Origin of the sequence: Psychrobacter sp. TWP2-1-2 (genome assembly GCF_049896785.1) — a bacterium.
Lineage (GTDB): Bacteria > Pseudomonadota > Gammaproteobacteria > Pseudomonadales > Moraxellaceae > Psychrobacter.
Genome location: NZ_JAFCVA010000004.1, coordinates 45,081 through 63,839, shown reverse-complemented (window position 1 = coordinate 63,839; position 18,759 = coordinate 45,081). Strand labels below are relative to the sequence as shown.

At 41.5% G+C, this 18,759-nt stretch carries 20 protein-coding genes; 5 read left to right on the top strand and 15 right to left on the bottom strand.

Going from position 1 to position 18,759, the window contains the following annotated elements; translation table 11 throughout:
* The 3 genes from tssB to ACP7AE_RS05205 are packed head-to-tail and all read right to left on the bottom strand — an operon-like array spanning nt 1 to nt 1,783.
* Nucleotides 1-513, bottom strand: a complete 513-nt coding sequence (gene tssB, locus ACP7AE_RS05215; RefSeq protein WP_055124379.1) for a type VI secretion system contractile sheath small subunit — start codon at nt 511-513, stop codon at nt 1-3.
* A gap of 21 nt (nt 514-534) precedes the next feature.
* On the bottom strand, nt 535-1,317 hold the full coding sequence (locus ACP7AE_RS05210) for a hypothetical protein (protein WP_426241755.1): 783 nt from the start codon (nt 1,315-1,317) through the stop codon (nt 535-537).
* A 19-nt stretch (nt 1,318-1,336) separates the two neighbouring features.
* Complete coding sequence (locus tag ACP7AE_RS05205) at nt 1,337-1,783, bottom strand: hypothetical protein (protein ID WP_201538890.1); 447 nt, start codon at nt 1,781-1,783, stop codon at nt 1,337-1,339.
* A gap of 215 nt (nt 1,784-1,998) precedes the next feature.
* Between ACP7AE_RS05205 and ACP7AE_RS05200 the strand changes: the two genes are divergently transcribed.
* The 5 genes from ACP7AE_RS05200 (at nt 1,999) to ACP7AE_RS05180 (ending at nt 9,053) form a co-directional block, all read left to right on the top strand.
* Nucleotides 1,999-4,998 (top strand): contractile injection system protein, VgrG/Pvc8 family, encoded by a 3,000-nt coding sequence (locus ACP7AE_RS05200; protein WP_426241753.1) that lies wholly within the window; start codon nt 1,999-2,001, stop codon nt 4,996-4,998.
* A 51-nt stretch (nt 4,999-5,049) separates the two neighbouring features.
* Entirely contained in the window at nt 5,050-5,637 is a 588-nt protein-coding gene (locus tag ACP7AE_RS05195) for a hypothetical protein (RefSeq protein WP_201538888.1), read from the top strand.
* A gap of 1 nt (nt 5,638) precedes the next feature.
* Nucleotides 5,639-7,942: a M23 family metallopeptidase gene (locus ACP7AE_RS05190; protein WP_201538887.1), complete on the top strand. Its 2,304-nt coding sequence runs from the start codon at nt 5,639-5,641 to the stop codon at nt 7,940-7,942.
* Nucleotides 7,943-7,944: 2 nt separating this feature from the next.
* Entirely contained in the window at nt 7,945-8,355 is a 411-nt protein-coding gene (locus ACP7AE_RS05185; RefSeq protein ID WP_201538886.1) for a hypothetical protein, read from the top strand.
* An 89-nt stretch (nt 8,356-8,444) separates the two neighbouring features.
* Nucleotides 8,445-9,053, top strand: a complete 609-nt coding sequence (locus ACP7AE_RS05180) for a hypothetical protein (RefSeq protein WP_426241750.1) — start codon at nt 8,445-8,447, stop codon at nt 9,051-9,053.
* A 7-nt stretch (nt 9,054-9,060) separates the two neighbouring features.
* Here ACP7AE_RS05180 and ACP7AE_RS05175 read toward each other — a convergent pair whose 3' ends face one another.
* The 12 genes from ACP7AE_RS05175 to ACP7AE_RS05120 all read right to left on the bottom strand — a co-directional run bounded on the left by ACP7AE_RS05175 (nt 9,061) and on the right by ACP7AE_RS05120 (nt 18,695).
* The gene (locus tag ACP7AE_RS05175) at nt 9,061-9,423 is read right to left on the bottom strand and encodes an integrase core domain-containing protein (RefSeq protein ID WP_201538884.1); all 363 of its coding nucleotides are present in this window, start codon (nt 9,421-9,423) and stop codon (nt 9,061-9,063) included.
* Nucleotides 9,424-9,521: 98 nt separating this feature from the next.
* The gene (locus ACP7AE_RS05170) at nt 9,522-9,803 is read right to left on the bottom strand and encodes an IS3 family transposase (RefSeq protein ID WP_201538883.1); all 282 of its coding nucleotides are present in this window, start codon (nt 9,801-9,803) and stop codon (nt 9,522-9,524) included.
* The gene (locus ACP7AE_RS05165) at nt 9,800-10,456 is read right to left on the bottom strand and encodes a tyrosine-type recombinase/integrase (RefSeq protein WP_227676235.1); all 657 of its coding nucleotides are present in this window, start codon (nt 10,454-10,456) and stop codon (nt 9,800-9,802) included. The genes ACP7AE_RS05170 and ACP7AE_RS05165 overlap by 4 nt, the downstream gene beginning before the upstream one ends.
* Before the next feature lie 637 nt (nt 10,457-11,093).
* The gene (locus tag ACP7AE_RS05160; protein WP_426241747.1) at nt 11,094-11,489 is read right to left on the bottom strand and encodes a hypothetical protein; all 396 of its coding nucleotides are present in this window, start codon (nt 11,487-11,489) and stop codon (nt 11,094-11,096) included.
* Nucleotides 11,490-11,566: 77 nt separating this feature from the next.
* On the bottom strand, nt 11,567-11,968 hold the full coding sequence (locus ACP7AE_RS05155) for a hypothetical protein (protein WP_201501557.1): 402 nt from the start codon (nt 11,966-11,968) through the stop codon (nt 11,567-11,569).
* Between the two features lie 1,164 nt (nt 11,969-13,132).
* Entirely contained in the window at nt 13,133-15,871 is a 2,739-nt protein-coding gene (locus ACP7AE_RS05150) for a DUF927 domain-containing protein (RefSeq protein WP_426241745.1), read from the bottom strand.
* Nucleotides 15,872-15,977: 106 nt separating this feature from the next.
* Entirely contained in the window at nt 15,978-16,385 is a 408-nt protein-coding gene (locus ACP7AE_RS05145) for a hypothetical protein (protein WP_426241743.1), read from the bottom strand.
* Complete coding sequence (locus ACP7AE_RS05140; RefSeq protein WP_201553621.1) at nt 16,378-16,908, bottom strand: hypothetical protein; 531 nt, start codon at nt 16,906-16,908, stop codon at nt 16,378-16,380. Before ACP7AE_RS05140 ends, ACP7AE_RS05145 begins: the two co-directional genes overlap by 8 nt.
* On the bottom strand, nt 16,901-17,161 hold the full coding sequence (locus ACP7AE_RS05135) for a hypothetical protein (protein WP_201553620.1): 261 nt from the start codon (nt 17,159-17,161) through the stop codon (nt 16,901-16,903). Before ACP7AE_RS05135 ends, ACP7AE_RS05140 begins: the two co-directional genes overlap by 8 nt.
* On the bottom strand, nt 17,158-17,412 hold the full coding sequence (locus tag ACP7AE_RS05130) for a helix-turn-helix domain-containing protein (protein ID WP_201553619.1): 255 nt from the start codon (nt 17,410-17,412) through the stop codon (nt 17,158-17,160). Before ACP7AE_RS05130 ends, ACP7AE_RS05135 begins: the two co-directional genes overlap by 4 nt.
* A 3-nt stretch (nt 17,413-17,415) precedes the next feature.
* On the bottom strand, nt 17,416-17,712 hold the full coding sequence (locus ACP7AE_RS05125) for a helix-turn-helix transcriptional regulator (protein ID WP_227694068.1): 297 nt from the start codon (nt 17,710-17,712) through the stop codon (nt 17,416-17,418).
* A gap of 146 nt (nt 17,713-17,858) precedes the next feature.
* Nucleotides 17,859-18,695, bottom strand: a complete 837-nt coding sequence (locus tag ACP7AE_RS05120) for a hypothetical protein (RefSeq protein WP_201553618.1) — start codon at nt 18,693-18,695, stop codon at nt 17,859-17,861.
* Nucleotides 18,696-18,759 lie beyond the last annotated feature (64 nt).

Genomic DNA, 18,759 nt, shown 5'->3' with positions numbered 1-18,759 from the left:
TTAATCCTCACCGTCGTTTTGATTTTGTTCCGCCATTTTTTTGACTTGCTCAGTATTTTTAAGCACGTCATCTAATAGGTCTTCAAGTTTTTCGTTGGCCGATATTTTGTTGCGTAAATCTGCCAAGCGATCTCGTGCTTGTACCAATTGCTTTAGTGGCTCAATTTGATCAGCAACCGCTTCAGGACGAAAATCGTTGATACTATTGAATGCCAAATCAACCGCGAATTCGCCGCCTTTATCACTTAAGTCATTGCTTACTCGAAAGGTCGCACGCGGTGCTAGACCTGACATCACCTCATCAAAGGTATCTAAATCTACTTCGACAAACTTTTTGTCTTTAAAGCGTGGTTGTTCAAGGGTTGAATCTCCTGAAAACTCTCCCAAAACGCCGACCACAAAAGGAATCTCCTTGGTTTCGATCGCATCGCCTACTTCAACGTCATAAGTCAGATGCACCCGAGGCGCACGTACTTTTGCGAGTTTCTTTTGTACACTGTCTTGCTTTGCCATAATAAGTTACCTCAGCAATGTCTAGTTTGAACGCAATATACTGAATGGATCAGTCGATTTGGCGTTACTTTTTTTGGTAGGTGAAGGTTTAGTAACAGGCTTAACTTTTGGTGGTCGTGGCGGTTTTTTTACGGCTGGTTTTTTCTTAATAGGCTTCGATGCTTTTTTTACAGACACGTGGGGCTGAGGTTTTGATTTAGTGCCTGATCTACCGCTTCTAGGCTTGACGACTGGCGCTGGTGGTTTCGGCAAAGATTCGTCGTAATTGAAACCATAGATATCACCATATATTTTACTTAAAGCGTACTGATACTCCTTCAAAAACGCTGCATCCACTTCATCAGTGAGATAATCTGATTGCAGTTGGCTTTGGGAGACGATAGCGCTGCTATTGAGTAGTATCTTTTTTAGCTTAGCAGTGCTTTGACCCAGATCAATGGCTTCACTGGCTGCGTAAACAGCATAAGCATGATAGCCATTGTTAGAATAAATCTGCGCCAAAATCTCCCATGCTAGCGATTCATTAGGATTACGAGATACTCTTTGATTCAAATCCGTGACCAGTTGATGCAGTTGCGGTGATTTTGCATCAGCATTTTTGAGTGCCGAAAATTGATTTATGATGCTAGAACCGGGGTCTTTTTCTTGTATGACAAGCTCACTATGGGCGGTAGTCATTGCTGAACCCATGATGAATAGACCTGCCAAAAACGCTTTGGATAGCGTAAAACTGACTCTAATATTGCTTCTGATACTGGTCATTGTAAGTCGGTGCTCGCCATTATTGGTGTGAGATAAATACATGCGCCTGCTCAACATTATTTTAATTAGACGCGTTAACTAAAGTGGTGATATTGGTGAGCGTTTCATTCAGTGTCGCCTTATCACCACTATTCATCAAACTATTATCGTGATAAGCATCAATATTACTTTCCATCACTTTAACTGCTGAAAGCATGGCAAGCTGACGTGCATCAAGCCTTTCACTATCAACGCTTAGAGCTTCATTAGCTGCTCTCAATGCCCGTGCATAGCGTTTTTTTTCATAGTTATTTTTGGCAATAGTCATCCACGCTTCACTGCTAAGTTGATTGCCGTTTGACAAATAGGCAAGCGAAGGCTCACTCAACTGCTTCACTATTGGTTTGCTGACCGTGGTTTGTACATTTTTCTGAGCAGTGGTGCCACAACCCGCTGTCAATAAAGACGCGCTAAGTAAGACTGATAGCAGACCTGCGGTGGCAAGTTTAGTACGATAAATAGGATTCATAACAACAGTATCATCACTAAAAATATAAAAGGATAGATTTTTAAAAGAAATAAATATAACTAAAGTTCATTAATTATAAAAAATCAATGAGGTTGATTATACATATACTTGACAATATTTCAATAAACTCTATACTTTTCTTAATAAATAATTTAGTAAGTCACCCATTCAAGCCATTTTCTTGGTATAAAATAAGCAGTAACGGTACCCTTCTTATGCCTTCTAAGACCAATCGTCTACATAATATTACCGTTCATACTGATAATTCAACGATAAACACCTTTTACCCTGTTGCGTTTTGCGGTGCAAGCGGCATTAATCAATCTGATAATATTGACATACTAGTGTTTAGTTATAATTTTATCGAATCGAACGCTTGTTTATCATTAATCAATGCTCCGATATGCTTAACCACGTTTTCCGCTGATCGTACCGCTAGCTGTCGTACTGGGCTGATACGTGGCATCCGTTATCAGCAATCTGATGGCGCGATGCACTTTTATACTTTAGAAGTTGTTAGCCCCGATTGGCAGTTGGCACAGTCGATACATACCCGCAGTTTTATCAATCAATCGACGCTCGATATTGTTACCCTCATCCTTAGTGATTACGATTTAAATTGGCAAATATCTGAGTCTCTTTTGTCATCCGATGATGAATCATCCGCACGTTTATCGGCACCTTTATCAATGCGCACCCAGTCGGATGTCAGCGACTATGAATTCATCACTGGACTGCTCGCTGATATTGGTATATCGACTTTATGGGTGTCAGGGAATTGCGTTGATGAGCTTGGCACGTGGTGTTTGGTTGATGGTTTAGACACAGGCGAGCTCATACCGCTGACCTATAGTTATGCCCAATCATCCGTACAATCAGGTCAAGATAGTGTCAATACGCTACAAATGAGGTCGCAGCAACTTGGCAGTGATAGGGTAATAGTACGAGCAGATGGGTTGGCGGCAGATACTATTTATGAAGGTCAAGCAGTAGATGAGTCACTGCTTGCGATAGATGACACGACGGTATTAATTGGTGCGCCGTCTCGCGTGCACAGCGATGATGCCGCCGCTCATCTTGCACAGCAATGGATATCTGCCAATCACTGTCAGCGCGAAACTTATCAAGCGACTGGAGCCATGCGTGGTCTAAGTGTCGGTAGCCCAGTGAGTATCAATAACCTACCCTCTATTGGAAGCTTATCGACGCATTGTATCGCGGTTACCTTAATCGGTATTGAGCCTGACAACGATAGCGTTTCATACCATCATCAAATATTTATCAAACAGTGGTTACAGCGCACTGCTCAGCATATGCACTGTCATGCAATGAATCACAGTCACTTTTCAATACCTGAACATGGCTTTGACATCGCCCGCAATACTGGGATTTGGGTATCAGCGACGTTACTTGACGCAGCTATTCCTTATTGCCCTTATCCCAGTTCTTTATCCTTTGCCAGTAGCACTTACACGGGTCTCACCCAAGCACGTACTGGTGACACAGGTTTATCAGCCTCCCCCAGCTATGACTCAAGTGTCAGTACTGACAATCTACAGCAAACTATTACTACGCCTGTCTGGTCAGGTATCAGCCCTCATGATGATGGCACTACCCCGCCCCTGCGCTCATTGCAACTTTCATCTGGTAGCACGCATGGTTGGCAGTTTGCGCCAAGGCTGGGACAGTCGGTGCTGCTTAACCATTGGTATGGCGATATCGACAGTCCTGTGATTAGCAGGTCGCTTTATGACGGTATCGGTATGGGCGATATCGATGACAAAGACATCACCACTCGTGACGCAGGCTTATCGAATAGGCACAACTTGCAAGGCGGATCTTCTCCTCGTTGGCATGGTGGTGGTTTGGGTCATTCGCAAATTAGTGAAGATGATACTCACAGTGGTTGGATCTCTGGTATTGCTCAATATGGGCTGACGTCTGATTCTGAAGTGACCCTAAGCTTTGATGATACGCCCAACCAGATAGGAATGCAGTGGTCGGTGAATACAGGATCACGTGCCAATGCTGAAACACCAACCATCACTTCTAGCACCACCTTTGCCCCTGATGAGCACGTACTTGAGCTTGGCGTGCTACGTCATCGTTATAGCAATCATCAATCATCAATCAGTGGACAAGGTATTAATCTAGCAACCGACCATGGTTTGCAAATTACAGGTGAGTCTGGAGTACTGCTCTCCACCTTTGATATCAGACATAGTCAAAGCGAGCACGAGTCTGCTTGGGTCAATGATGCAGGACAACGTCAACTAAAACTGGGCACTGAGCTGAGCGAGACCTTTCAAGAGACCAAGCAGGCACATTTGCAATCCACAGCAGCCATGCAGACCGCCAATCAATCGATAAAAGCGTTTAAAACCAGCGCACAAATCATCGATGAGACGCTAAATACGGAAGTATTGGGCGCTGCTGATGTGATGCTGGTCAGTAAAGACAGTATCTTAGCGTCAGCAAGTAATACCCTATGGACGGCGAAAACAATAGTCAGACAATCAGGCAGTACCCAGTCGGATGTGGTGGCAGGCAATTATACGCTGACGGCAAATACGATTGATTCGCTCTCTGGGGTTGGTAGTCAAGCCGATCGGTCAGGTCTACATATCAGTGCCAATAGAGAGCCACTTGGTATTCAGGCACAAGGCGGTGAGATGCAATTGCACAGTCAGCAAGGTATGACGATTGGTAGTGAGTCGGGACAGGTGAATGTGTCGAGTCCTAAGCGGATCAAGCTGCAAACGTCAGCAGGAGCATCGATTACGATTGATGATAGTGGGATTAAACTGGTGTGTCCGGGGGTGATTAAGATCAAAGCGGTGAAGAAGGGTTTGGTGGGTGGGGCTAAAGTGAATGCGCCAGTGGTTGCTTTACCGACCTCGGGATTGTTTAGCAAGGCATTTGATCTTAAAAAGCTGTTACCGCAAGATTTTATAGATCAAGGTATTAGCTACAAACTGATAAATCACTCTAAAGGAACAGAGTTTGAGGGTAAGCTTGATGAAGATGGTCAGACTTTAAGAGTGTTTGGGGATAAGGCTGATAAGGTTGAGTTTGTGTTTGAACAGGGCGCTTACTTCTCTAAACAATGTGAGAACGCACATAACGAGGAAGATATCATTGGTTCATTTAATCCTTTTGATGGAGAACAATCTAATTCTGATATTGAAGACGATGATGACGATTTCTGCTGTTAAATATTTTTATTTTCAAGAAACATTCTTAGTAAGCTAGAAAATGGAGCTAAAATGAAAAATATTGCAAAAATAGCTGTATTATCAACTTGTTTGATAACACAATTTTGCTTAGCGCAAGATGCTGAGAATTTTTCAGTTATAAAGACTTGTTCACAAGATATATGTTCTGTATATCGTATACTTGAAGGTAAGAGTAAAGAGATAGTCAAATTTGATACTAATAAAATCAGTGATATAAAAAAAATTGATGATAATCTCTATTATTTTCATATATCCTGTGGTAGCCCTTGTGGATATGGACATTACATCACAAGTAAAGATTTATTCTTAACAAAAGACAATGAAATTTTATTCGATAAAAATAGGAAATGTATCATTTATGCAGACTGGAATGAACATAAAGTATTCTCTCGAATTTTAAGTGATAAAAAACCCTTCAATAAATTACTCTATGATTTTTCAAATATGGCAATGTATAAGGATAATGAGGATTATCAAGAACTTCTGAATACAGAACCATTACACCAGATATTTAAAGAAGATGCATTTATTGATAATAAAGGAACTCTACATCTATATGCTTTCGGAAAGCAATCTAATTTAATCACACTCGAAATTGAAAACGCTTGCGAGAGTTAATATGAGCTATAGTAAAGAGTTTAAAGTTTTTGTAGCTACTATTTATGGTGAAGCTGGTGCTAGTAGCACGCGTAGTTGGGAAGTAATCGCCCACTCTATAAGAAATAGAATTGGATTTGGGAATTGGACAGATTACAGTACTATTAATGGTATCGTTACTACAACAGGTTTTGATGCCTACACACACAACACCAAACCTTACCGTAACGCAATGACTAAACTTAATGCCAACAATTTTAACTCAGATAAAGTTGGTCGAATTGTCAAGAATATTATTAATACTGTTCAGCCAATTTATGAAGGTAAAGTTAAAGATGATACTAATGGCGTTGTATTTTATTGGAGTCCAAAGGCTCAGAAACAACTCCATAGAGATCAACCAAGTCTTTATACTACTGAAATACCTGTTTGGGTAAATGATAATAAAAAAGAAATTGTTTCAATTAGTGGAACTGAAAAGGATGATTTTCAATGGTTACGATTTAAACGTTCAAAAATATTTGTTACTTTGCATGACAATAAAGGTTTGTCAATGGATGGATTAAGCGTTGACATAAGATTCGCTTCTGGCAAAAAGATCCCTGTCTTATCTAACTTAAAAACAAACAGTAAAGGACAATTACCCGTCTTTTTTGCTCGAATAGAGATGGGTGTTAGATTTATAGTTAATGGAACTTATCTAAAGGATAAAAAAGGTAGTAATCTAAAAATTCTACCTACTGGCAAAGACATTGTGGCAACAATAATAGTAGATACAGGCAATGGCTTTAAGTCTAGTTTAGAAAAACATGAAACAGATATAAGAGATAGTCAAAATCAACATGATACTACAAGCAATGAAGTATCAGTCGCAACTTCTGAAAAAGACGATGATATATTAAGTGAAGTTACTTTCAACATAAAACTAGTAGAAGGCGACACAGGTAAGCCCCTATCCAATACAACCTACCATCTTGAGTACAAGAACAACATTAAACCCCATAAAACGGATAGCTCAGGTCTTGAATCAGGTATAAAAGCTGATGTTAGCCAATCTATTGGCGTCTACCTTGATGATGATGGCGGTAAAAAGCAATCCATCTACAGTATGGCATTTCCAGTGACAGGCGACTTGAACGGACAGACCAAAGTACTCAAAGTCCCTGTGGTAACCCTACAACTTATATTCATTGATAAGAACAAAAAGCCTGTTCCTAACTATCAATTTAAAACCGTCTATCGCGGTCGCACCTCTGGGATTAGAAAAGCGAATGCAAGAGGCATAGCCACTGTCAAAGCACTAGCAGGTCAGCAACTAAAAGTCATTCATGTAGCAGCAAATAGATTTACCAGTAATATTGTCACTAATGGCTCAACTGAATGGATATACAGCACTGATAAACTGATTGAAAATAATAGCAGTTCAGCAGGCTCTACTACCTCTAGTAATGCACCCTCCACTACGCCGTCCTCTCAAAAACCAACCCCTACGAAACCTAGTACTTCAAGCGATGTTAGTAAAGGCACTGTCATACGCAATGACAAAGTAACACAACAAGGCCCTACTCATGAAGTTAAGACAGATCAAGCAAAGATCACGATTAAGTTTTTAGATGAAGCTACCAATAAGCCTTTATCAGGATTAACCTATTGGACTCAATCCACTAAATATGGCAAAAACCCATCTACTACTGGCAGTGATGGCACAAGAGGTCGTACACATGATTCAGATGTGGGTATCAGCATTGCGGTGATAGTTAACGAGAATGGTAAGGAAATTAAGAAAGGTACTATCGTCGCTAATAGTGATAAAAACGGTACTGCTTATGTTTATAAGGCTAAGAAGCCTAAAAACTACTTATACCCGTTGCCAATAAATGCAACTGCAGATTACAAATCAGGTATGAGATCTTTTGGAAGCAATCGTTCAAGTGGTAAACGCAAACATGCAGGAGCAGATCTATATGCGCCGACTGGAACGACTGTAAGAGCAATGGAATCAGGTATTGTGTTAAGTACTGGTGGCTTTTATGCAGGCACTGATTTTGTGACCATTAAACATCAAAACCATATTATCAGATATGGAGAGTTAGCACCTGGTTCTATAAAAGTCAAAGCAGAAGATGAAGTAATCAGAGGCCAGCCTATTGGAGCTGTTGGAAAACTTAAGGGTATTAATGTTCCAAGCAACATGTTACATCTTGAAATGTATTCAAATACTAGCGATACCTCTAATCTTACAATCAAAGGAGCAGCGGGTGGCAAATTCAAACGTAGAAGCGACTTAATTAACCCTAATTCTTTTTTAGACAATGCGGATAAATAATTATGAAAAACCTTTCTTTTGTTCTTTTTTCTATGTTTGTACTGTCTTCTTGCTACAACAGTAGTACAACTACATCAAGTGCAAAAATAAATGAAACCGAAGTAATATCAAAACTATCCGTTTCTAACTTTACATCAGTATGCTCACACGACGAAGTGAAGCCTATGAACATTAGTAATAGTTTAACAGTTTGGGGCTTTGATCCATTACTATCTGATAAAGAGCGAAAATGTGACAAACTTAATCTTGAAGAATTCTCGACAATGAACTGTAAATATGATGAAAATTTAATACAAAATCCCGGTATTCACCTTTATAAAGATTCAGAGGGTTGGTTTAAATTTGTATACGAAACTTCTGATATATGCATAAATTCCTTGAAAACATATGCAGCTCAAAGTGAAGAATTTTAAATAGTTATCTTTAAAAATTTTCTACTATAGATATAACAGGCAGCATCAAGGCAACGGATACCCTTAGTAAGCCTAGCTCACCCAAGCCTATGCCTGTACCAGACCAATCTTCTCAAGATCAACGTAACAAACAAAACAAACAGCAACAAGCACAACAACCCTCATCTCCTGAGGCACTAAAAAATGTCACCTTCACTATTAAAATCGTTGAAGGTAATACCCAAAAGCCTATTACTAATTTGCGCTACTACCTTATTTACAAAAGCAAACCCAAAGAGCATCGTACCGGTAATAATGGTATAGAATCTAATATCACAGCAGAAGTCGGTCAAGATATAGAAGTCTGTGTGGCTGGCAATGGCAAATTGCAAGCAGTAACACATTTCAAAGTAAATAGCAGTCATCAAGGTAAAACAATAAGGGCTTTACTGCCTGTAGAAGCATTCAATATAGAAATAAAAGATCATAATAAACAGCCTGTTAAAAATACTAGGTTTATCATTTATTATAGAGGACGAGAAATTGTCAAACAGACCAATAGTCAAGGTTTGATTAATGTAAAAATGCTCGTTGGTTTTGTCTATAAGTTTGGACTAGTGGGTGGTAAACCATTAGCGACACTACGCTGCATCAAGGGAGCACAGACCCAGACTATTAACATTAACGAGGCAGCAAAGAACAAAGCGCAGGGAGTGTAGTGGTCAACTAATTTAGGACATCTGATAAGAGGTTTTGATTAAAGTAGCGTCTCTCTTGTTCTATTGGTGTTAAACAATTATTGAAGCTGTGCGGTCTCACCGTTTGATAATAGCCCCAAATATAGTCAGTGATGGCACTTTTAGCTTCAAAGATATTCTCATAGCAACCCTTTGGTATCCACTCGGTTTTAAAGCTTCTAAAGAAGCGTTCAGTAGGCGCATTGTCCCAGCAGTTTCCTTTTCGACTCATACTTTGCTTCATATCATCACAATTAGCAATGGATTCGGCAAATGCCTTGATAGTGTAATGCGTGCCTTGATCAGAGTGAAACAGCACACCATTTGGTTTGAGTCTCGTGTGATACGCCATCTGTAGTGCTTTACTGGTAAGTATGCTTCGGGTGAGTCTGAGACAGCAAAGCCCGCGACACGACGTGCAAACAAATCTAACACTACCGCTAAATAGCATCAGCCACCTTTAACTCTAACGTAAGTCACGTCTCCTGTCCAGACTTGATTAGGCATGCTTGGACTGAAATTGTGCCTTAGGATATTTTCATAGGTTCTATGCATCTGATCCGCATGCTTATATTTGTGCATCTTTTGCTGACAGCTTTTCAGTCCCATGCTTCTCATAAGCTTACCTGCCAGATAGCGGGTCATTCTGACGCTGTGCTGATACCATAGAATAGCGGCAATGGTGCGAGCACCAGCTGATTGCTTTGAGTCATTAAATATCTGACGTATCAAGGCCTTGGGGGCTGTAGTAGATAAGCACTATGATTGACGGTTTTATGTGGCTTGATGGCTTCGGCTAGGTCTGTGGCTGGGTTATGTGTGGCTAGTCCATTGCGTATCGCATGTTTGAATATCTGCCCTACTTCTCTAATAGTACGCCTTGCCATTTCATTAGCGCCACGGCTTTCTACTGCTTTGCCAATGGCTAATATATCAGGCGCGGTTATATCATTGATGTTCTTTTGACCAATAGAGGGCTTAACATCACGCATGTAGGCGGAATAGTTACGGGTAAAGGTGCTTTCTGCTAGGTAGGTTTTGCGTTCTGCATACCATGACTGGGCTATGTTATCGAAAATATTTGAACCGTCTTGGATGGCTTGCTGCTCTTTTTTATGATCTTTGGGGTTCACACCATCAGCTATTAAGCGTTTGATCTCAATATTGCGCTGGCGTGCATTTTGAAGGCTCATTACTGGATAAGTTCCAATAGTGAGGGTTTGCTGTTTACCTTGCCAACGGTATGCGCTGATCCATGACTTAACGCCAGTGTAACGCACCCATAATTGCAGCCCGTTACCGTCACTATGTTTGTCAGGTCGCTTTGTATCAATCGAGGTGCTACTGGGCTGTAGCTTATTGATGACGGTATGAGTTAAGGGCATTGGGCTATCCTTTGTTGGTATTGAGAGTATGTATAAACTCTAATACCAACATTCTATATGGTTCGCCATACCCCTACGAGGTAATGAAAACCCAGAAAACGCCCAAAATAAAGGGCTAACCGTCTATGACGGTCAGCCCATTATCGTTGTTTGGTGGAGATGGCGGAAACTAAACTATAAGTGCAAGTAGTTGATTTTTATAACTATTTAAAGTTAAAAATAAGACGATACCAACCATAATACCAACAATAGATTTTGATTTTACTGTTATTCAGTGCCTACCCTATCAACTAAAGATTATTTTGTAATTGTTTGCACTATTTAATGTTTCAACATTTCTCAACATTATAGGGCGGTGTAATTGTTCAGGACTTCACAAGCGGTGACCGCTGCCTAAGTGATTTTTATGCGTCCGCGTAATTAAAAGTTTAGGGCGTGCACTTTGTTTGCATGGGGTTGAATTGCTAATGACTGCACGCGCTCAATAATGGCGCTTAAATGTGTGCGTTTTCTTTGCATGAACTCGCACTTACTCCTTTTATAGCGCATGCTTTTAGGGTTTTCATGCCAATTCAAACGCTTTCTTATTGCTTGCATACTTGCATAAGGTCGCTGGCACCGCTGCATAAGATGTCGCTCAATGTGTGCTTAATTCCTTCAGCTCAAGCCTCTTGAATGATACCGCCCTATCTGCTTTTGCTTCTGCACTGGACTGTGCCCAAGCTGCGAGTGCTTTTGCGTCCGCTTCTGCCCTAGCTGCGTGTGCTTTTACCCTAGCTGCTTTTTCTTCTGTCCTAGCTATTTCTGCTTTTGCAATGGCTGCGTTTGCTTTTGCAATGGCTGCGTCTGCTTTCGCGTATGCTTCTGCCCTAGCTACTTTTCCTGCTGCTTGTGCTTTTGCGTATGCTTCTGCACTAGATGGTTCGGCTGCAACCATGGCATATTCATTATTGGCACTTGCTACTCCCAAAGAACAAACTGTTAAAACTATAATGCCTGATAGGAATGTGGATAATTGGTTTAATAATCTCATGATATTTACTACCTTAAAGTTAGTTCAAACACGATCACTATATAAGTTATCTAAATCATTGGGCAAATTTGATTTTTCTACATACCGCTTTCTGATCTAAATTTCTCTAACCGCGCCTTTGTCTGCTTGCACCTATCTAGCCCCATTCTAATAACTTCGGATAAATCAGCATTAGGCTTGATAGCGTTTGATACGGTTGGCTTCATACCAATTTCATCTTGTCTTTTCTGAGCCAGTTTGTTCAGTGGTAAGCCTACTTGCGACTCATCATTGATCGTATCATCAGGATAATATGTTACTTCGTTCAAGCTGCAAGCAATGTGACCATACTTAGTAGTAAACGGGTATGGCTCAACATTGCCATAACTTGACCAATAAATATCAGTAACCTCTATAACATCATCAGTATCATTAACTGTATTGTCTATAGGCTGGCAAGCTGTCAGTGATAGTAAGATCATAGGGATTAATTTGTTCATCTATTCGCCTACTGGTGTTCATTCAATAAACTATACCTTAGCATGACTGACAAAAGGTGTGCTTTGATTTTTTAACATGACTTTAACCTACTACTGACCGCTGTAAATCATGCGCCTACGATACTTGTCCAAAAAGTCCCTTATGCAGCCCCTCGATACCTGTTAAGAAACTACCAATCATGGGCAAAATATGCCCCGTGCGCGTACTGTTCCATAAACTAGCCCTAACGTGTCCAACAATACATTTTTAGCCCTCTTACGGTGTCCGAAAAGTCCCTTACGATACCTGTGCATAAAGTCCCTTTTATGGACTCGCAAAATTACCCTTAGTCGATTTAGAACAGTCCGAAAACAGTCCCTTTTTATGGACTCCAAAAACTACCCTCTACGATGTCCGAAAATTACCCCAGTCCTTTTAAAACAGTCCGAAAAATACCCCTTTGTGGACTCGAAGAACTCCTTTTTATAATGTATGAAAACCTCTGTCATTGTTGCTTGCCTCGCGTGCGCGCGCGATACTTGTCCGTTAATTAGCTAAGTCCTTATGCTGTATGGCTTTGTGATACTAGCAATGATGGGTGGCTGCCTTGCAAAATGTCAAGTTTTGTCATATTGGGGCGGCGTGTGATTTGGTTTTGAATGTAAGGTTTTATCAGGTTTTGGGCTGTGCAAAATGTTAAGTTCTGTCAAGTCGGTGGCTGTATTAATCGGTTTTGAATGTACGGTTTTATACGGTTCTAACCTTGTGGCAATCATGGGGTGGTAGGTGCTGCCAGTAATGAAATGAATGTGAGGTTCTAACGTGTCCGAAAACTAACCGTAACCTTACCGTTTTTCTCATGCTCGTACTTGTTAAGAAACTACCCTTTGAATGCGATACGTCCAAAACTGGACTTATCTAAAACCTTAGGGTTTCCTTAGTTTCTTTACACTATAAAAAGGGCTTGGTCTGTCCATTGAGTGCCACTTATTCAGTTTTAAACCTTAACATTTATTAACATGCTGGCAGTCGTCAAACTGGTTTGAATGTAAACAAATGACAACATGCTGCCCGTGATTTGCAAGTGAGTATTGAGCGCCTAACCTTAGGTTTCCCTTAGGTTTTTGCAGTCCATAAAAAAAGGCAGACGATAAACGCCTACCCTTTGTTAAATCATTAATGAATTATGAATAATCTATTTCACTGCCAAACGGTGGTATTTCATTATTAGGATCAATTACACTCTGTTTTGCTGTACCTTGCTTTTTAGTGGCGGACAAGGCGGACAAGGGGACATTGCCCGTGGTTACTGGGTTTGCAGCTGTCCCCCGTGTTTTTGGGTAGGCGGACAGTTCATCTACTTGTGGCTCACTGTGTCCGCTGTGTCCGCGTGTGTCCCTTTGGCTGTGGACAGCCTCTAACCCTTGCCCTATATGGTGTGTCCGCTGTGTCCGCGCTGTCCCTACGCTTTTATCAGTTTCATAACTTAGTATGTCACTTTTGATGGCATAAACACGCGTACGGGCTTTAGGGTTCTTTGCTGTTGGTGCTGGGACTCTAAACGTCTTTTTGTTGGTTTCATTGGTAACTAGCAGATCAGCATCATCTAATACTTGCGTTACCTTTTTAAGCTCATACGGTGTGCATACCTCTTTTTCAAACGCATTGATATAAAAGTAGTAATCATTGCTGCCTTGCTTACGATAGCCAACACGGTTAGTTACTTTTTGCTCATTGTCAGTATAAAAAGACTTTTCGCATGGTTGAAAGCGACTACTACCATGCAATTCAATAAATGCTTGAATATGTTTAATGATTTGGCGCTGCTCATGCTCACCATCACGCCCATAGTTATCAAGCCAATTATCTAAGCATGTCATAACGGCTGTGGTTGCTTGTCCTGCTTGCCAGCCTGTAATACCTGCCAGTGTTGCCATCTCACCAGCAGCAGCCACAATAGCGAACCTTTTAGCCACTCTATGCGCTTGTGGTGCAAGGTCGCTGTAGTTGCTCATAAAGTCACTTACAAGCTGCCTAGCGGTGGCTGTGGTCGCTGCTTTGTCATTGGTGATATGTTCTAGCCATGCGATACCAGCTGCACCATAGTAAGTGTGTGATAACTCCTTGATCTTATCGGCTTGTGCTGCGCCTGTGTCTGCCAGTACCAAACTATCAAACGTCTTTAAACCTTGACCAGCATCAGCATCAATATGCGCTACTCGAACCTCAATACCTGCATTGGTTTTTTGTCCTGCTTGCGCCATAAAGTTCTGTAGTGACTCTTCACCATTAGATAGGAAAATAATGCGCCATGTCTTAGCAGTGCGATTATGTCCTGTGGTGGTGCTACGTCCTTTGCCTTTGCCATTAGCCAGCATGTAAACGCTGTTACCTACTATCCGTGGATCACATTCGCTGATTTCATCAAGTGGTAAAAAGCTGTCGTTATGCTCGCTTGCTGTGCCCTCTAAGGCGTTATCAGTGCTGCGCCATGTCTTAGTATAGCTGTCAGGCTTGCCCCATACGCTAGACGCTGTTTTAAGTGATAATGACTTACCCATGCTTGATGATCCTAAAAGGTGAAAGCCGCCCCCATCATCATCTAACAGTTCAAGTAATTGACCAGCAAACGCGCAAGCAATAGAGAAAACAAAACGGCTTTGATCTGCTAGTGGTTTGCATAGCTCATCACGCCATTGTTCTAGTGTGCCTTGCTGGGCTATGGTGCTGTTGATTGCATGGGCAGACTGATAGACGATTAACTGCCTACCATCGCTGCCTATTGCGCCATCAGGCAATATATATTGTGCCTCATGCCAGCCCAGCCTATCTACGCATAACGCCCGTTTATGAATAGGGTAGTTTTGAATATAGGTGTCTAAGTAACTGCGCTGTTTGGGGTTGGTGGTAATGTTCAATCCTTGACTGGCTAGCTCCTTGCGGTATTCCCTTGCATCACCTTGTAATAAAGCAAGTGGCATTGACCATGTGTGTAGCTCGCTGTCATCATCACGCCATTGCAATAACCGCCCCCATGTACCGCTGCTTGTGTCCCTAGTCTTTGCGATAACCTCAATCGGTGAACAAACAAACGCCTTAAACTTAAAGGTTATGTTTGCTGGGTCGTCATCGTTATATTTCACAAAAAACAGTCCATCATGGTATAGCTCAAAACGCCCATCAGCATAAATCATCGGTTCATTCAGCTGTGGATCATCGCGCCATTCAGGATAGTAAGCGGTGTCTTTTAGGTTAATGATTTGAGTTTCATCAGCTGCCAGTATTGCCTCATAACTATGGTTAGCATGTAGCATTGTGAGAATATCAGCTATGGTAACCAATGCCCTAGCATTCACGCCTGCCAATAGATTTATCATGCCTTTGTTATCTATGGTCATTGGTACGGTTAGCAGTGATCCGCTACTCCAATGCTGCACCATCTTTTTAAAGGATTGCTTTGTCTTTTGAGGGCTAATAATAAAGGTTGTTTTGTCGTCTGCCATACATTGATAAGCATCAATGCCATATTCTGCATCATCAAAAGCAATTATCTCATTGGCTTTGTTTACCTCACCAATGACGATAGCGCCATACCCTGTAGGATCAATAACAATGGGCTTTGCTTTGCTGTTTGGTGTGTAGAATACTGCGCCTACGGGTTGCTTTTGCCTATCGGTGATTGCTATAGCTATCGTGTCAGCGGTGGCTTCGGTTTTGCCAACATCATCACCATAATATATAGTAGTGTCGTCTGTAGAAAATAGCAGTCGTTCAGGTTCTAACATGTCCTTGAGTTTGATTAAAAAAGGACAGCCTGCCAGCTGTTCATCTGTAGGTGGTTTGCAACCTTGTAAGATATTATCAGCGCCCATGTTGTCCGCATGGGCTTTTTCATGGCTGGTGGTTTGTAGTGTGGTGGTCATTTATTCCCCCTTGCTTGTGACTGGTTCGGCTTACGCGCTGCTCTATACTTTTTGTAGTAGCTTTTGCGCTTGGCGTGCTTACGGCTTTGCTTTGGTGGGTAGCGTTTCATTGGCTGCCCTCCTTGCCGTAACCTGTCATTGCTAGGGTGTCGTTAATGCCCTCTAATTTCTCATATAGTAGGCTTGCCCATGTGTCGGTGGCATCATGTGCTAGGCGTGCCAATGCTGGCACTGTATGCGCTTCTATCTTGTCATAGTGCATGAGTGCTAATAGCTGTCCAACATCATATAAGGCAGTAGCAGCCCCATCAATATCACAAGCAATATCCGATAGCATGCGTGACGGTATTAAAATCACTTCGTTATCATTAGGACTGGTTAAGTCGATGACCTTGCATTGTTTGTTTAGGACAATAGACAAGCCGTCATCATGCAAGCCGTTAAGGGCTTGATGCGCTGGTGTGTTATTGGCAGTGGTTTGAGTGTTTGAGGTCGTACGGATTGATTTAGGCATGATAGCCTCCTAACGTTTTTTGAGTTAATGCCACGCTATACGGTAAAAGTATAGGGTGACGGGTCTTACTCTCGGTAACGTTAGTAACCGCCCTGCATATTCGCCTTACGGCTCTTTTATTTTGCAGCGTCAACCCGTCATAGTCGGTTAGCAAGTGACTTGCTATAGATATGATGGTTTGCCCCCTTGATGCGCTTAAATGCGCTTGTGGGGCTATGCTTGAATAGATAGTGACAGCTTGAGAGGCTGCGCTATTATCAGGCACAAAAAAAGCCAATGAGTAACGGCTGGCTTGTCCGCTAACGTTTTTTGAGAGGTCTATATAGTAACCATTGTTGGTATTGGTTGCAATCTGTTTTGCATCGACTGGCTGGCACGCGATTAATGATAGTGCTAAGCCAATACCAGCAACCCATGCCATGAATATGATAAAGCTAAGTAGTAAGCCTCGTTTATGTGGCTCATTGCGATTGTGTGCCCCGTCACGGGCTTTTAGATTGGTTTTGGTATGTTTATCACTCATAGCGCGTTACCTCCATTTCAGGCATTGATAGAACGCTGTCCATCTGTTCGCTTGCATCAGTGGCAAACAATGAGTCCCTAAACAATGCAGCAATGACGGCTTGAATAACGCCTTTAGATATTGGGTCGTCTGTCTGCACGGCTTGCAATGCCATTGCGTAATGTTCGGTGTCAATCGCTAATAAGACTAGCTGCTCGTTGATATGCTCGAGCATGTCCGCTATCTGTAATAGCCTGTCGTTTGATTGGCTCATAATTGCACCCCTGTAGCGTCATGGTTGCCATCGGCTGGCGTGTCTATCCAATATTGTTTAAACGTCTTACCGTTGCGTTTTACGGTCTTATCTTGAATTACTACGCCTTGCGCTCTTAGCTCACTGATCCGCTGTAAAAAGCATGTGATTTGCCATAGATCAAAGGCTTCATAAGTGGATAGGCTATTACCTGCCAGTAGGTGATTATGGATAATCTGCTTATAGCTCTTTTTTGGTTGCCGTGTATTCATGGGTTACACCTCGCTAGTGGTTGAGGTGTGAGAATTAAGCCATTCGTGAATGTCTGCATAGCTCCACGCTGTCATAGTAGGTGATAGCTTTCTGCCAGCTGGAAACCTCCCGTCCTTACTCCATTCAAACAAAGTGGTCTTGCTAAAAGGTAGAAACGGCAAAATATCCTTTGCTCTGCCCATGCCTGTAGTAGGCAGTTGCATAGCTGGACTATTTGCGGTGGTTGGTTCGGTGTCGTTTGAGGTGTCACCAGTAAAGGGAATAACTGGCGTGTTTTGGGTGGCTTGTTGCTTGTCCATGTGTGTAGCTCCACTAAATGACGCTACGGTATGTAACGTCCAGTGGTTGCTACTTTACGGGCTGGGTAATTGACAGGGAATATCTATACAGCGTAAACGGTAATGGCTGCGATGCAAATAGTAGTGTATGCAATGCAAACTACATTTTAATTGTTAGTAAACTCTCCTTTACGTGCTTTGCTAAGGTGATCTCTAATAGTTTCATACTCTAAATTGTTCTGATTATGATGCTCATATATCCATGTTGCTACAGACTTAATAGTTAGTTTTTTACCTAAATCACTTTGGCGCTGTTTATCCAACTCTAAATATTTTCGCCTTTGCTGCTCTACATGACCTTGCCACCTTGCTTCATTGGCTTTTTGTACTCGTTTACTAATATCAATTTCAATCAAGCTCTGTGCTTGCTGTTCTGTCACTGGCGCACTAAATTGTATTTCTGCACCATAAAAATATGAAGCATTCATCAAGCTACTAAGAGCATCATCTTCCCTTTCAGCTAAGGTATAAAGCTGGGCTAATATCGAGGTGTATAAGGCTTTGAATATAATAACAGGGTGAAAGTTAGTGTTTTTATTTTCGGCTAAAACTGCTAAAAAACCCTTATCTTGATTGATAAAATATAGCTGTTCACCTAGTGAAACCCTATCCATTGTTTTGTAGTTCTCTATAAAAAACCTTGTGACAAACAATCTTGCTTCACTAAAACCTAACAATCGTGGTTGAGAGTATGTGAACCCGTAATCATGCGCTATACAAGTATAAAATATCGCTGCTTCTACCTGTAACGCTTTTGCTAATAAGGTGGCTATTTCATTTGGATAGCCTGTAGATATTTGGGATATTCCCATAATATTAATTTTAGTACTAACCTCAAGTGCTCTTAAATAGAAATCTAATCTTTCATCTACACTCAAAATATTATGAGTGTTTTTTTCAGCGTATTGTATTACTTTGCTAAATTCTGCATCTAATAAGTCCATAACACACACCCCTACACCCTTAAATCAAAGTAGGTGCAAGGCAGTGACAGCATAAGGGTGTGAA

What these genes read in the sequence shown, in the direction of transcription:
- ACP7AE_RS05200 (WP_426241753.1), top strand. Translation starts at nt 1,999, where the DNA reads ATGCCTTCTAAGACCAATCGTCTACATAATATTACCGTTCATACTGAT.
- ACP7AE_RS05140 (WP_201553621.1), bottom strand. Translation starts at nt 16,908, where the DNA reads ATGAGTGATAAACATACCAAAACCAATCTAAAAGCCCGTGACGGGGCA.
- ACP7AE_RS05125 (WP_227694068.1), bottom strand. Translation starts at nt 17,712, where the DNA reads ATGGACAAGCAACAAGCCACCCAAAACACGCCAGTTATTCCCTTTACT.
- ACP7AE_RS05160 (WP_426241747.1), bottom strand. Translation starts at nt 11,489, where the DNA reads ATGAGATTATTAAACCAATTATCCACATTCCTATCAGGCATTATAGTT.
- tssB (WP_055124379.1), bottom strand. Translation starts at nt 513, where the DNA reads ATGGCAAAGCAAGACAGTGTACAAAAGAAACTCGCAAAAGTACGTGCG.
- ACP7AE_RS05175 (WP_201538884.1), bottom strand. Translation starts at nt 9,423, where the DNA reads ATGGCGTATCACACGAGACTCAAACCAAATGGTGTGCTGTTTCACTCT.
- ACP7AE_RS05205 (WP_201538890.1), bottom strand. Translation starts at nt 1,783, where the DNA reads ATGAATCCTATTTATCGTACTAAACTTGCCACCGCAGGTCTGCTATCA.
- ACP7AE_RS05155 (WP_201501557.1), bottom strand. Translation starts at nt 11,968, where the DNA reads ATGAACAAATTAATCCCTATGATCTTACTATCACTGACAGCTTGCCAG.
- ACP7AE_RS05135 (WP_201553620.1), bottom strand. Translation starts at nt 17,161, where the DNA reads ATGAGCCAATCAAACGACAGGCTATTACAGATAGCGGACATGCTCGAG.
- ACP7AE_RS05150 (WP_426241745.1), bottom strand. Translation starts at nt 15,871, where the DNA reads ATGACCACCACACTACAAACCACCAGCCATGAAAAAGCCCATGCGGAC.
- ACP7AE_RS05120 (WP_201553618.1), bottom strand. Translation starts at nt 18,695, where the DNA reads ATGGACTTATTAGATGCAGAATTTAGCAAAGTAATACAATACGCTGAA.
- ACP7AE_RS05165 (WP_227676235.1), bottom strand. Translation starts at nt 10,456, where the DNA reads ATGCCCTTAACTCATACCGTCATCAATAAGCTACAGCCCAGTAGCACC.
- ACP7AE_RS05130 (WP_201553619.1), bottom strand. Translation starts at nt 17,412, where the DNA reads ATGAATACACGGCAACCAAAAAAGAGCTATAAGCAGATTATCCATAAT.
- ACP7AE_RS05145 (WP_426241743.1), bottom strand. Translation starts at nt 16,385, where the DNA reads ATGCCTAAATCAATCCGTACGACCTCAAACACTCAAACCACTGCCAAT.
- ACP7AE_RS05210 (WP_426241755.1), bottom strand. Translation starts at nt 1,317, where the DNA reads ATGTATTTATCTCACACCAATAATGGCGAGCACCGACTTACAATGACC.
- ACP7AE_RS05190 (WP_201538887.1), top strand. Translation starts at nt 5,639, where the DNA reads ATGAGCTATAGTAAAGAGTTTAAAGTTTTTGTAGCTACTATTTATGGT.
- ACP7AE_RS05180 (WP_426241750.1), top strand. Translation starts at nt 8,445, where the DNA reads ATGCCTGTACCAGACCAATCTTCTCAAGATCAACGTAACAAACAAAAC.
- ACP7AE_RS05195 (WP_201538888.1), top strand. Translation starts at nt 5,050, where the DNA reads ATGAAAAATATTGCAAAAATAGCTGTATTATCAACTTGTTTGATAACA.
- ACP7AE_RS05185 (WP_201538886.1), top strand. Translation starts at nt 7,945, where the DNA reads ATGAAAAACCTTTCTTTTGTTCTTTTTTCTATGTTTGTACTGTCTTCT.